Annotated in this window: 15 protein-coding genes; 8 read left to right on the forward strand and 7 right to left on the reverse strand. The window is 47.4% G+C overall.

What is annotated here, in order from left to right; translation table 11 throughout:
• Positions 1-96: 96 nt before the first annotated feature.
• The 3 genes from HHL16_RS25210 to HHL16_RS09180 all read right to left on the reverse strand — a co-directional run bounded on the left by HHL16_RS25210 (position 97) and on the right by HHL16_RS09180 (position 2282).
• The gene (locus HHL16_RS25210) at positions 97-819 is read right to left on the reverse strand and encodes an FKBP-type peptidyl-prolyl cis-trans isomerase (protein WP_169424820.1); all 723 of its coding nucleotides are present in this window, start codon (positions 817-819) and stop codon (positions 97-99) included.
• Between the two features lie 39 nt (positions 820-858).
• Positions 859-1722, reverse strand: a complete 864-nt coding sequence (locus tag HHL16_RS09175) for a hypothetical protein (protein ID WP_169424821.1) — start codon at positions 1720-1722, stop codon at positions 859-861.
• Between the two features lie 230 nt (positions 1723-1952).
• Positions 1953-2282, reverse strand: a complete 330-nt coding sequence (locus HHL16_RS09180) for a hypothetical protein (protein ID WP_169424822.1) — start codon at positions 2280-2282, stop codon at positions 1953-1955.
• Positions 2283-2339: 57 nt separating this feature from the next.
• Here HHL16_RS09180 and HHL16_RS09185 point away from each other — a divergent pair, with 57 nt between their 5' ends.
• From HHL16_RS09185 to HHL16_RS09200, 4 genes are all read left to right on the forward strand, one after another.
• Positions 2340-2774: a thioesterase family protein gene (locus HHL16_RS09185; RefSeq protein ID WP_169424823.1), complete on the forward strand. Its 435-nt coding sequence runs from the start codon at positions 2340-2342 to the stop codon at positions 2772-2774.
• 64 nt (positions 2775-2838) lie between these two features.
• On the forward strand, positions 2839-3555 hold the full coding sequence (locus tag HHL16_RS09190) for a DUF4197 domain-containing protein (RefSeq protein ID WP_206022307.1): 717 nt from the start codon (positions 2839-2841) through the stop codon (positions 3553-3555).
• Positions 3556-3575: 20 nt separating this feature from the next.
• On the forward strand, positions 3576-4529 hold the full coding sequence (locus HHL16_RS09195; protein WP_169424824.1) for a class I SAM-dependent methyltransferase: 954 nt from the start codon (positions 3576-3578) through the stop codon (positions 4527-4529).
• Between the two features lie 133 nt (positions 4530-4662).
• On the forward strand, positions 4663-5388 hold the full coding sequence (locus HHL16_RS09200; protein ID WP_169424825.1) for a hypothetical protein: 726 nt from the start codon (positions 4663-4665) through the stop codon (positions 5386-5388).
• On the opposite strand, the gene HHL16_RS09205 is transcribed toward HHL16_RS09200, so the two are convergent.
• Both HHL16_RS09205 and HHL16_RS09210 read right to left on the reverse strand, forming a co-directional pair.
• The gene (locus HHL16_RS09205) at positions 5378-5974 is read right to left on the reverse strand and encodes an isoprenylcysteine carboxylmethyltransferase family protein (protein ID WP_169424826.1); all 597 of its coding nucleotides are present in this window, start codon (positions 5972-5974) and stop codon (positions 5378-5380) included. The two genes, HHL16_RS09200 and HHL16_RS09205, sit on opposite strands and share 11 nt — an antisense overlap.
• Positions 5975-5979: 5 nt before the next feature.
• A complete protein-coding gene (locus HHL16_RS09210) occupies positions 5980-6873 on the reverse strand; it encodes an ATP-binding protein (protein WP_169424827.1) in 894 nt (297 codons plus the stop codon).
• A 99-nt stretch (positions 6874-6972) separates the two neighbouring features.
• On the opposite strand from HHL16_RS09210, the gene HHL16_RS09215 reads away from it, so the two are divergent.
• Positions 6973-8847 carry an ABC-F family ATP-binding cassette domain-containing protein gene (locus HHL16_RS09215; RefSeq protein ID WP_169424828.1) on the forward strand — a complete coding sequence of 625 codons (1875 nt, stop codon included), beginning with the start codon at positions 6973-6975 and terminating at the stop codon, positions 8845-8847.
• A gap of 89 nt (positions 8848-8936) precedes the next feature.
• Positions 8937-10436 (forward strand): M28 family peptidase, encoded by a 1500-nt coding sequence (locus HHL16_RS09220; protein WP_169424829.1) that lies wholly within the window; start codon positions 8937-8939, stop codon positions 10434-10436.
• A 1-nt stretch (position 10437) separates the two neighbouring features.
• On the opposite strand, the gene HHL16_RS09225 is transcribed toward HHL16_RS09220, so the two are convergent.
• A complete protein-coding gene (locus HHL16_RS09225) occupies positions 10438-11091 on the reverse strand; it encodes a J domain-containing protein (protein WP_169424830.1) in 654 nt (217 codons plus the stop codon).
• 75 nt (positions 11092-11166) lie between these two features.
• Between HHL16_RS09225 and HHL16_RS09230 the strand changes: the two genes are divergently transcribed.
• Positions 11167-12093, forward strand: a complete 927-nt coding sequence (locus HHL16_RS09230; RefSeq protein WP_206022309.1) for a polysaccharide deacetylase family protein — start codon at positions 11167-11169, stop codon at positions 12091-12093.
• A gap of 121 nt (positions 12094-12214) precedes the next feature.
• Complete coding sequence (locus HHL16_RS09235; protein WP_169424831.1) at positions 12215-12925, forward strand: DUF4397 domain-containing protein; 711 nt, start codon at positions 12215-12217, stop codon at positions 12923-12925.
• Positions 12926-13006: 81 nt separating this feature from the next.
• Here HHL16_RS09235 and HHL16_RS09240 read toward each other — a convergent pair whose 3' ends face one another.
• Positions 13007-13639 (reverse strand): MgtC/SapB family protein, encoded by a 633-nt coding sequence (locus HHL16_RS09240; RefSeq protein WP_169424832.1) that lies wholly within the window; start codon positions 13637-13639, stop codon positions 13007-13009.
• Between the last annotated feature and the right edge of the window lie 6 nt (positions 13640-13645).

Here is a 13645-nt window from a genome sequence, read left to right on the forward strand (position 1 = left end):
TAAGCCGTTCCGTTTTCGGAGCGGCTTTTTTGCTGAAAAGAAAAAGGGAGTTTCGCTCATCTGAGGAAACTCCCTTTTATATTTTGATGGATGCAATTACTTCTTGATCACATCGAGCAGTGTTACTTCAAAGATCAGTGCTGATCCTGGTTTGATGTCTGCACCTGCACCCTGATCGCCATAAGCGAGTTCAGAAGGGAGGTAGAGTTTCCATTTGCTGCCCATTGGCATGAGAAGCAGGGCTTCTGTCCAGCCGGGGATAACATTGGTTACACCAAATACGATTGGTTGTCCGCGCTGAACGGAACTGTCGAATACTTTACCATCGATGAGTGTACCGGTGTAGTGAACTTTTACTTCATCGTTCACTGTTGGTTTTTCTCCGGTTCCTTCGTCGATGATTTCATATTGGAGTCCGCTTGCAGTGGTGATCACACCTTTTCTCTTTTTGTTTGCTGCGAGGAAGGCGTCTCCTGCTTTCTTGTTAGGTCCTGCGCTTTCTTTTTTGATGGCGTTGATGCGGTTCATGATGATGGACTGCACCTGACCTTCGTTCAGCAAAGTCTTACCGGCTTTATGATCTGCCAGTGCTTTGGATAATGCCTGGTTGTTGATATCGGTAATGCCTCTGTCTTTGTAGAAGCTGGCGAGGCTAACGCCGAGTGCATAACTGAAGCTGTCCACAGCATTCTTCAGGCTGGCTTGCACAGGTTTGGATGCAGGTTTAGCTGCTGGCTTTCCGGCCACCGGTTTCTTGGTTTGAGCTATAGCGCCGAGGGCTGCGAAGCAGATGGCTGAAAGCAGGATCGATCTTTTCATTCAAAAAATAATTTTAATGGGCCAAATATAGGGGAAAACTCACTGCTTCGGAATATTGGCCGCTTTTTGAAATATGGCCTGCGCCGCAGCTGCATCCACACGCTGCAATGAGATGCCCAGCTGATTCCACACTGCAGGCAGATCCGGGTAGAGCATGCTGTTGAGCCGATGTGTGAAAACCGCCTTCTGCACTTCTCCGGCTCCCAGTTGAATGCGTCCGAGCGACAGCAGCTCTCCCGCATTTTTACAAAGCGGTTTCAGTATCGAAAGCAGCTCCGTAGTATCGCCGGTTCGCTGCTGCCATTTCGGATTTACATACCATTTCAGTAAGTATCCTGCTGCCCGATACTGCGGAACATACTGCTCATTGCGGCAGATAGCCAGCAGATCGGCTTCGATGCTGTGTACTGGCGATTCAACAATGCGGCCCGTTTCTTTTCCATGTTCATACACAATAAGGGTGGGTACACGAAAAATATCCTTCCCGCGCTCTTCATGCGTAGGACTTTGTTTGTAGGTGCTGTCGGTTCTTCCGGTGCAGATCAGCTGTATCGATGATGGCTTAACGCCGCATTGATGCAATACTTTGAACATGCGCGGCACTTCTCTTCTGCTGTCTCCACACCAGGTTCCCATAAAGATTTGAATATTCTTCCCTTTGAGCAATGAGCTGAGTTGAACGATTAGACTGGCATCCGGCGAATATGCCTCATAGTTAGTATTGTACCATTGTCCGAAAGGCGTTTCTTTCAGTCTGCTTTCGGTTGCGATGCCTGCAAGTTCAATATCGCCGGAAGTGTCTGTGAGAATATGATTCACTGGAATTCCCGTCTGTGCTGACTTAGGGCTGGAACAGGAAATGAGGAGGATGGCAAAAATAATTATGATGATGAATGATTTCATACAAAAGGTTTGAAGAATAAATAAATAAAATGATGATTGATTACACGGGCATAGCCGCGCTTAACATGCATTTGTTTGCAGCCAAACAAATTATCGCAGGTGCATTGTGGCTGATTCTGCAATAATCATCCGCTGCCATATGTGAAGCCGGGCAGGAAGCAATATTCCGCCTGCATCAACAAGCAGGTTTTGTTCAGCTGCAAAGGGCAGCGCAGCAATTTTGTATGAAATCAGCAACGGGGAGGCCTGAGGATACCGGAATCATTTCCTTCCGGCAGGGGAGCAGACAATAATTGAGTTTGTTCCAAAACGGAACCTGCTGCACTGAGCTCCGGCAGCAAATGGTATGAATGCTCATACACATCTTCCGAAACAATCTTCTGTTGAACGGATACGCTGAAATTGCCCTTCGCATCTGCCTGTTTGGCTATCAGCTTTTCGCAGTCGCAGCGTGCTGCCGTGGAATTGGCCATCAGCCGGCATTCCCAATAGCTCATGATTCTGCCATACTGGATGGCAAAGAAGCAGACGAAGCATAGGAGTGCAATCAAACGGCGCATATGTTAATTCTTGCTTCAGGAAAAATACCCATATTTGTTGAATAAAAAAATACGGTCATGAGTGCATTTCTGAAACCATTGGAGGTTCGTTGGTCAGACCTCGATCCTAATTTTCATCTGCGCCATTCTGTGTATTACGATTATGGTGCATATGCCAGAATAAGTTTTCTGGAAGAGCATGGGCTTACGGCTGCCTTCATGGCTGCTAATCAGATCGGTCCCATTTTGTTCCGCGAAGAATGTGTATTCCGGAAAGAGATCAGACTGGGAGATACCATCACTATCGATCTGGAATTGCTCGCAGCCCGTGAAGACCAGAGCCGCTGGAGCATCCGCCATAACATTCTCAAAAATGGCGATACCGTTGCCGCCATACTCACTGTGGAAGGCGCCTGGATGGATGTGGCCAAACGCAAGCTCACAGCCCCTCCTGAGAAAGTATTGGAAGTGTTCAACAATATGGTTAAGACACCGGAGTTCAAGTGGATATAAATATGTGTGGTCTTAACAACTTTTTGTGAGCACTCATCGTTTCTTTACACCAAATGATATCGCTATGAAACGTATACTTCTACCTGTTTTACTGTTGGCTTCTGCCGTTTCTTTCGCACAGGGCGGATTGCTGAAAAAAGCAGGTGACCTGCTGAATAAATCCAAAAGCGGAACCGGACTGAGCAATGACGACATCGTATCCGGACTTAAAGAAGCGCTCTCACTCGGCGCTCAGAACGGCGCATCCAAATTGTCTGCCGTGGATGGATTCTTTGCCAATGCAGCCATCAAAGTACTGATGCCCCCTGAGGCTAAAAAAGTAGAGACCACGCTTCGCGGTCTGGGTATGGGAAAACTCGTAGATGATGCTATTCTCAGCATGAACCGCGCAGCAGAAGAAGCAGCCAAATCAGCCGCTCCTATTTTTGTGGATGCCATCAAAGGCATGAGTTTTCAGGATGCGTTGGGCATTCTCAAAGGAAGCGATACCGCTGCCACCGGCTATCTCAGAGGCAAAACATTGCCTGCACTCACTTCTGCTTTCTCTCCGGTGATCGAGAGCGCATTGCAGAAAACAGAAGCCACCAAATACTGGAAAACAGTATTCGAAACCTACAATAAACTCCCAACCACTTTCAAAAAAGTGAACACCGATCTTTCCGGATATGTTACGGAACGTGCATTGGGTGGTCTCTTTATTCAGGTAGCGCAGGAAGAGCAGAAGATCCGCAAAGACCCTGCCGCCCGCGTAACTGAAACATTGAAAAAAGTATTTGGATAAGCATTTCCTACTTTTGCGGCATGGTTCCAGAAAAATTCGAAATGTTCCGCAACAGGTTGGTGAAAGTGTTCAAACATATTCACAAACAGGCAGTTCGTCAGCATATCACTTGTTACAGAGTGTATGATCACGATCTGCCTGAATTTCCCTTCTGCATAGAGATCTACGAGAACCAGATCTATCTTGCCGAATATAAACGCAGACATTCCCTCACCGAAGAAGAGCATGAGCAGTGGCTCGAAGACTGCATAACAATCATCAGCGAAATTCTGCAACTCCCATCTGAGAACGTATACATCAAACAGCGTCAGCGCAAGGCAGGCAGACTGGGGCAGTATCAACGGGTGGATACTTCAGGCAATTTCTTCACTGCTAAAGAAGCAGGGCTGGACTTCAAAGTAAATCTCTCCGATTATCTCGATACCGGTCTCTTTCTCGATCACCGCATTACGCGCGGGCTGGTCCGTGATATTTCCGAAGGCAAAAGAGTGCTCAATCTTTTCTGCTATACCGGTTCATTCTCTGTATATGCTGCCGCAGGTAAAGCGGCGTCCGTAACTTCCGTAGATCTTTCCAAAACCTATCTGAAATGGGCGGAAGAAAACCTGCAGCTCAATAATTTGTTCGACGAAAAGAAACATCAGTACGTACATGCCGATGTATTGCAGTATCTCGATACGCTTCCTCCAAATTCATTCGATCTGGTGATACTGGACCCGCCGACTTTCAGCAACAGCAAACGCATGAAAGATTTTCTGGATATTCAGGCAGATCATGTGACATTGCTCAATAAAACTCTGAAAGCCCTGAGTCCCGGCGGCATTATCTATTTCAGTACCAATTACCGACGCTTTGTGCTGGACCAGGAAAACATACAGGCGGCTGAGATCAGGGACATCACCAAAGCCACCACTCCATTTGATTTTCAGGGTAAACTGTTCCGCTGGTGCTACAAACTCACTGCACCTCTCTGATCGGTTGATACAGGTATTCCCGCAGTTTGTTGAATAATTGCTGCAATATGTATGAGCAGTGCATCAGCCCTCTGGCAAATGCCATAAATTTTGTGTACATTTCATACAGTGATAAAACCTGAAAATCCTACATATGACTCGTTTAATTTTCTGCCTGCTGATGGTTGGTGTTCCCGGCCTGCTGCAGGCGCAGAGCTTTGGGGTGGGCAGTATGGGTGGCCCGAAAATAGTGCTGCCTCCCACCATTTTCCTTTCTGATGTTTCCGGCCGGCGTGCCATGGATGAATGGAAAAGCGACCTCGTTAAAGGAACTCCCTTCTTTATTCAGGACTGGGCTTATTCGCAGGTAACATTAAAGGATAACCGCAGTTTCGAACGTGTATCCATCCGGCTCAACTGTGTTAACAATACCATTCACTATCAGAATGCCAATAAAGAAGAACTGGTAGCGCCTTCCGGCCTTATCCGGGAAATATTGCTGCGCGATTCGTCGGACAAAGGCATTCGTGAATATACCATCGTAAGTGGCTATCCGCCCATTGATAAATTCAATGAAGAAACTTATTACGAACGCAGGATGAATGGGAAAGCACAATTGCTGGTATACACAAAGAAACGCCTGATGAATATCCAAACCATGGGAAGTGCAGGCAAGGAGCAGGAATATTTTTCTGTTGAAATGATCTATCTCTACAAAGATGGCATCATCAAAGAGTGGAAGAAGGATAAGGAATTCCTCATCGATTTTCTCTCAGACAAAAAAGACGAACTGACCGAGTACATCAAAAAAGAAAAGCTGAAATGCAAAACCATGGAAGATCTGAAAAAGGTATTGTCTTATTACAATATCAATTCCTGATCTTTCGCGTAAAATATGGCAGCAGCATGGGAACCCGCTGCTGATACTCTTTGTAAGCTTCGCCGAAAATCCGGCGGAGCTTTTTTTCTTCGAATAACGTTCCGATACAGGTGTAGAGAATGATCATCGAAGCATCCACCAGATTGCCACCTGTGGGAAACAATACAAAGAGACAGATCACCAGCAGTATGGTTCCGCTGTACAAGGGATGACGCACGTAGCGGTTAAGTCCTCCGGTTTCGAGTTTGTCTGATTGCTGCTTTGCAGGAAACAACACATCGATACCGCTGAGATGAAAGAAGTATTTACGGATGCAGATGCTCATGATGGCAATCGCTGCAATCAGCAACAGCCATGCCGGAATGCGCAGCCAGAGCGGGATGACGAAGAGTGATATGTCTGGTTGATTGTATTGATAAAACAAAATGCCGCCCAGCAACATAAAAGACAAAAGCGAATAGTATAGTCTGTAATAACGAAAGTGATTACCCATCAACCGGCTGAACCATCGTTTAACTCCTTCAGCAGCGAGCAGGCTGTGAAGCAATCCGAAAAGCAACCAGTATGCGATAAGCCATCCGTACATAAGTATTACAAATGAAAAGATACATTGAGCGAGCAGCCTTTGTCCGGCGACGATGTCAGTTGCATTCTGCCATTCACCTGCTGTAGTCTGCTGCGGATATTCATCAATCCCATTCCGGGGATATTGGTACGCGGATCAAATCCTTTGCCATTGTCTGTGATCGTGAGCTGCACATCTGTTTTCTGTTGTTTGAGATGTATCAGCACATGATTGGCTTTGGCATGTTTCAGCACATTGTTGAGCTGTTCCTGCACAATACGGTAAAGCATCAGCTGTACGGGTTCGGGAAGGCCTTCATCTGCAAGCCCTTCATTTTTCAGTTCGATGCCGATGGCATTCACTTCGCGCATCACGTTCACCAGTTGGTCGAGGCTGGTGAGCAATCCGTTTTCATGGAGGGCAGGAGGGAGCAGTGAGCGGCTGAGCAGTCTTATTTCTTCGATTACCTGGCGGATATATTCTGAGCATTTTTCGAGCAGTTCATCCTGCATGGCTTTGTTCACCATGGCATGCTGCACATAGAGTTTCACCACACCCAGGAGCTGATTAATGTTATCATGTAATTCTTCTCCCAGTTTTTTCCTTTCTTTTTCCTGTGCTTTCAGTACGGCTTCGGCGAGTTCGAGGCGGTGTCTCTCTTTTTCTTCCTGCAGTTTTTTATTCACCCATTTTTCCTGGGCGGCTTCCATTTCGTTGAGGATCTTTTTGCTGCCGAAGTAGATCAGCAGGGCAGCCAGGACCATAAACAGAAGTCCTTTTGAATGTTGAATGATGGAATACATCTCCAGATCATCACGGGTTAGCTGGCGGGAGATCAGATCGGAGCTGATGATCCATGCAACGCCAAAAACAAGAAAAATGGCGGCCAGTTTCAATGAGGATACGATGGGGCTCTTCATAAAGGGTGTAATGGAACTACAATGATACAATATAGATCCTGAAAATTGTCCCCTCGTGGATAACCCTTTCATTTCGGTGGATTCAGGTATCTTCGCGCCATGCATTATGTTTCTGTAGAAGGGCTTTCCAAAAGCTATGGCGTAAAGCCCCTGTTTGAGAATATATCTTTCCATATCGAAGAAGGCGACAAAATTGCGCTGGTAGCCCGCAACGGAAGCGGAAAATCTACCCTGCTCCGCATTCTGTCCGGCGCCGAAACCGCCGATTCGGGTACGGTCTGGATCAATAAAGAATGTACCGTAGCCCTCTTTGAACAGGAGCCCGAATTCTATGAGGGATGGTCGGTGCTGGATAATATCTTCCATCACAATCACCCCGTTATCAATGCCATCAAAGAATATGAAGCAGTGAGCGAAAGCGGCGATCCCGAGAAACTGAGCGCTGCTATTGTGAAGATGGACGAAATGGGCGCCTGGGATTTCGATGCCAAAGTGAAGCAGATTCTCGGCAAGCTGAATATCCATCAGCTCAATCAGGCTGTTGGTACACTCTCCGGAGGTCAGCGCAAGCGGGTAGCCCTCGCCAAGACCCTTATCGATATTGGCTTTGAACATAAACACGTGCTGCTGATCATGGACGAGCCCACCAACCACCTCGATGTTGAAATGGTGGAGTGGCTGGAACATTACCTCAGTCAGCAACATATAACGCTGCTGCTGGTTACCCACGATCGCTATTTTCTCGATGCCGTTTGTGAAGAGATCTGGGAACTCGATCGCAGCGAACTCTTCGTTTACAAAGGCGATTACGAAAACTATCTCGAAAAGAAAGCAGCCCGCATGGAGAACGATGCAGCCAGCATCGATAAAGCACGCAATACCTACCGCAAAGAACTGGAGTGGATGCGCAAGCAACCCAAGGCCCGCACCACCAAATCGAAGAGCCGGCAGGATAATTTCTACATCGTTGAAGCCAAAGCCAAACAACGCATCGAAGAAGAACAGCTGCAGCTGCAACTGAAAATGAACCGCCTCGGCGGCAAAGTGATTGAGCTGAAAAAAGTGTACAAGAGCTACGGCGAAAAAGTGATCCTCAAAGGATTCGACTATACTTTCAAAAAAGGCGAACGCGCCGGTGTGGTAGGAAAGAATGGTGTAGGAAAAAGTACATTCATCAATATTCTGCAGGGTATCGAAGAAGCAGACAGCGGCAAGATCAATATCGGCGAAACCGTGATCTTCGGTAATTATTCGCAAGGCGGACTGGTGCTGAAAGAAGACATGCGCGTGATTGAATTTGTGAAGAATATCGCCGAGAGTTTTCCGCTCGCCAGTGGCGGATCGCTGAGCGCCGCGAAGTTTCTCGAACTGTTCTTATTCCCCGCAGACCAGCAGTACACCTATATTTCGAGCCTCAGTGGTGGCGAGAAAAGGAGACTGCACCTGCTGAGTATTCTCTTCCGCAATCCGAACTTTCTGATACTCGACGAACCTACCAACGACCTCGATCTGCCAACACTCGGTGTACTCGAAAACTTCCTCAGCGAGTTTCAGGGATGTCTGCTGATAGTGTCGCACGACCGTTATTTTATGGACAGGCTGGTAGACCATCTTTTTGTATTCGATGGAGACGGCGTAGTGCGCGACTTCCCCGGCAACTACACACAATTCAGAATATCGAAGAAAGAAGAAGAGCAGAAAGAAGCTGCTCCGCGTGTTCAGGAAGTAAAGCAGGAGAAAGCCGCGAAAACAGAAGAGAAAAAACGATTGTCTTTCAAAGAAAAGCGGGAGTTTGAAATGCTGGAGAAAGAAATTGCAGCGCTTACCAAAGAAAGAGAAACGGTAACGGAGAAGCTGAACAGCGGCAGTGCGCCTTTCGATGAATTGCAGCAACTGAGTGTACGCATCGGCGAGATTGCGGCCCTGCTCGACGAGAAAGAGCTTCGCTGGCTGGAGTTAAGTGAGTTTGAGTAACCATTCAACATTGCAAATTCGCCATTCAGCCATAGCCCCGCTGAATTTATGGGCGTCATTCATATTTTACCGTTAAGAAATTGGGAATAATGAAATCATACTTACTCATTGCCATGACAGGAATGTCACTGGCCGCGGTTGCACAAAAGCCCGCCAATCCAAAACCGTATGCCACTACAATCACGGCAGCGGACCTCAAAAAGCATCTCTACATTGTAGCATCAGCAGACATGGCAGGCCGTGAAACGGCTACCGAAGGTCAGCGCAAGGCAGCTGCTTACATTCAGGATCAGTTCAAGGCACTTGGACTGGCTCCGGGCAATGGAAGCAACTACCAGCAGGCGTTTCCGGTTTATCAGGATCAGCCTGGCGACATCTATGTAGAAGTGAACGGTACTAAATTCTACGATGTTGCCACTTACGGCAGCTACGCATCCACCATGTTTCTGAACGAAGTGGTGTTTGTAGGGGATGGCCTCACAGACGAGAACCACGACAGTTACAAAGGCATCGATGTACACGGAAAGATCGTTCTGATCAGCGGAGGAAAAAGCGGTGCGGTACGTTATCAGGGCAGCAACAATGCCGGTACAAACCCGATTGCCAATGCCAAAAAGAACGGAGCCGTTGCTGTTCTGATGGTGAACGATAAAGTGCGTGCAGGCGCTCAGCGTCCGCAGATGTACCTGAATCCATATAAAGCAAGTGCGGGTCCGAATGTTTTCATGGTCTCCGATAAAGTGGCTAAAGCCATCATGGGAGAGCAGGAGTATGCAGATGGTACAGCAGCAGCCGGTAAAGGCACTGCGGTATCCAAAGTTTACAAATCCGAAGTGGTGATCAATTACGAGAAAACCATCGAGCGTCTCGAAAGCACCAATGTGCTGGGGGTACTCGAAGGAACGGATAAGAAAGATGAGTATCTCTTCATCACTGCCCACTACGATCACGAAGGGGTGAAAGCCGGCGAGATCTATTACGGAGCAGATGATGATGGTTCAGGTACAGTAAGCGTTCTCGAACTGGCCGAAGCATTCGTGAAAGCGAAAGCGGAAGGCAAGGGGCCACGCAGAACCGTCGTGTTTATGTGTGTATCCGGAGAAGAGAAAGGTCTCTGGGGATCTCAGTACTACAGCGAGCATCCGATCTTCCCGCTCGAAAAAACCACTGCCGATCTCAACATCGATATGATCGGAAGAATCGATCCATTACACAAAGATGCCGATTCTGCCAACTACGTATATGTTGTGGGCGACGATAAGCTGAGCTCAGATCTCCGCATCATCAGCGAGTCTAACAACAAGAAGTATACGAAGATGAAGCTCGATTACAAATTCAATGCACCCAATGATCCTGAGCAGATCTATTACCGCAGCGACCACTACAATTTCGCACGTAAGGGAGTGCCCATCATTTTCTACTTCAATGGTGTGCATGCAGATTACCACAAGCCAACGGATACACCGGACAAGATCAATTATGAGCTGCTCGCGAAAAGAGCGCAACTGGTATTCTATACAGCATGGGAAATGGCTAACAGAAACGACATGCTGAAACGCGATATTCCTCTGCCTGCTGCATCCAGATAGGCTATTCGCCGGCAACGGCCATCATCAGCCAGCATAGCAGTGCAGTGATCAATAGCACAACAACCCACTTGTAGCGGTCCCACAGGGACCGCTGCTTTTTTATACGGAGGTTCTGATGCAGCAGATCGTGCATTAAAGCATCATCACCGGCAAGCTGAAGCAGCAGATCGTGAACAGGAAAATAATGCTGAAGAGGCAGTGCGTCGGCACAATGCACCAGGTTTTGAATGATGCTTCGGTTGGTCGCTTCATTTTTGTATTGCTGCAGTATGCCGATATTGGTTTGGCTGAGCAGCTGCTGGATGCTGTAGGAAAGTGAATTGAAATCGAGCCTGAAATGATTCATGCCTGCCACCGTTTCTTTCAGCTGCGAAGAAGCGCTCAGCAGCTCATCGGGTGTAAGCGGACGATTGGCATAACCTTCGCCTTTGTAGCGTACATACCATCTTTCGTAATTGTAGGCTTCCCTTCGTTTGGGATTGCTGAGGATCTCGTAGGCTTCCTGAATTTCAACGAAACGGGCAGCAGAAAGCTGGTCGCCATCATTCTTATCCGGATGATATTTCAGGGCAAGTTTTCTGAAAGATCGTTTGATCTCCTGCAGTGTGGCAACGGGCGTTACCTCGAGGATTGTATAATAATCTTTTAAACTCATTTATCAATCGCAACAAAACTATACCTTGCGTCGTTTACAAAAAAGTTTTGATTTCTCAGTTACCATTTTTCTACTATGAACACCCTGCTCCTGAACCCTGTTGCGAAATTTCGCACATTAACCCTTGTGATAGCAGCTGCCGGCATTATGCAGGCCTGCAACAGTACAGACGCTAAACCAGCCGATGCCTCCAAACCTGCTGTGGCAGCAGATTCTGCGGCTCCGGCACCAGTGGCTAAATCAGCTGCGAAGCCCGCTGCGCCTGCCACCGATATCAATGGCATTAAAGTAGCGGATGCAGCATCAGTACTGGCGAAGCCGGAAGTGCCCATTCTCTGTTATCATCAGGTGCGCGACTGGAAACCCACCGATTCAAAATCAGCAAGGGACTATATCGTTCCCGAAGAATCTTTCCGTGCGCAGATGAAAATGCTGGCCGACAGTGGCTACCATACCATTCTGCCCGATCAGTTGTATGCTTACCTCAATACGGGAGCAGCGTTGCCATCGAAACCAGTGATCATTACTTTTGATGATACCGACCTCGATCAGTTCACGTTTGCAAAGCCATTGCTGGATAAATACAATTTCAAAGGTGTATTTTTCATCATGACGGTATCGTTGGGAAGACCGCGATACATGAGCAAAGAGCAGGTTCGCACGCTCTCCGACGAAGGACATGCCATCGGTTCGCATACCTGGGATCACCACAATGTGAAAAAATATCAGGGAGACGACTGGAAAATACAGATCGAGAAGCCATCCAAACAACTGGAAGAGATCACGGGCAAGCGCATTCAATACTTTGCCTATCCCTTCGGACTCTGGAATCCTCAGGCGATCCCTGAGCTGAAAAAGAGAGGAATGGTGGCTGCATTTCAGCTGTATGCCCCAAGAGATCAGCAGGACCCGCTGTACACGATACGCCGGATCATCGTTCCGGGTACATGGAGCGGCGCAACACTCGATGCCCGCATGAAGAGCAGTTTCGGATTCAAATGAGTAAAAAGATTGATGCAACGGTAATGATCCCAAAATTGTCTAGCTAAGATCACAGACAATTATTTATTTTAGTTACCACGTTTTTTCAATTACTCATTTAAAAGATTACACCGTGCAAAGAATGAAACGATTCGCATCATGGGGTGCAGGTTTAGCAGTGATTGCATCGATCATGACTGGTTGCCTTAAATCAAACAACACCCCTCCTGAGCCTTTCACAAACATCAAGATCATGCAGATGGCAGCTACTGCGCCTGCAATCGATATGTTTATGAATGGTCAGAAATTCAACTCCTCTGCTCTTGATTTTGGCATCGCTCCGCACGGGTACATGCCTTTTAAGATCAATCAATATGATGTGGTCTATAAAAAGTCTGGTGCAGACAGCCTGGTAGCAGAGTTGCCTAAACTTTCTTACGATTCAGCCAAAGCATATACGCTCTTATTGTATTCAAAAGCAGATGGTACTGCAGGGGCAACAAGAATCTCTGATCTTCCTCCTCAGAACGCAGGAGACAGCAAAGCTTACTACCGTTTCTGGCATCTGGCACCAGGTGTAGGAGAAGTGGAAGTTTGGTTTGGTGATAAACGCATGGAATCTGGCCGCAACCTCATAGACAATGTGAATTCCGGCGCATTCAACAGTTTTGAGAGCATCGATGCCAGCGACTATAGAATACAGGTGAAAAAAGCAGGTACCAACGAAGTATTGGCTGTATTAGAAAATATCAGCCTGGCCAGATACACAGGTTTCACCATCTACCTGAAAGGTATCGAAGGTGTGACGGGAGGAAACAAAGACCTCGCAATAGGCATTACGAGAAACTTTTAACCGATCGGTGGTTTCGGCATACCGTATCTATGATAGTATCGCCATCCCTTGCGGATGGCGATTTTTTTTGCCCTGTATTTTCTACACTTCAAATCTGCGTACTTCAGGATCTGCCAGCAATGCCTCTACCAGTTTCTCCTGATTCTTTTTCGAGCCCTGTACACGCCAGCTGCACTGGATCATGCCATCGGTTTTGCTTCTTTTCTCCAGTTCAAATTTCAGCAGGCATCGTGTCATCAGCGATTCGTAATGGGTAATCACTCCTGGTTCATATTTGCATACGATGGTGTAGATCCTTTCCTTATTGATGGTAGCAATCAGGGTTTCAAAACGAATAAAGAATGCCAGCACCAGCAGCATCATGGCGGCAGCAATTACTGAAGCCAGATAAAGACCTGCGCCTACCGTCATGCCCAAAGCAGCTGTAGCCCAGATGGCAGCTGCGGTGGTGATACCATTAACCCTTACTTCGCTTTTGAAGATCACACCGGCACCAATGAAACCGATGCCTGTAACGATATTGGAGGCAATTCTGTCGGGTGTGCCGCCGGTTAAGCTCAGCGATACTATCATAAACAGGCAGCTTCCCATACAGATGAGAATGAGCGTTCGGAGACCGGCAGATTTATCGCGGTGTTCTCTTTCGATGCCAAGTGCAAAGCCGATGGCCATGGCTATCAGCAGTCGTTCGGTAATTGTTTCCGGTGAAAGCATGCAGTA

Source organism: Pseudoflavitalea sp. G-6-1-2, from assembly GCF_012927185.1.
GTDB lineage: Bacteria > Bacteroidota > Bacteroidia > Chitinophagales > Chitinophagaceae > Pseudobacter.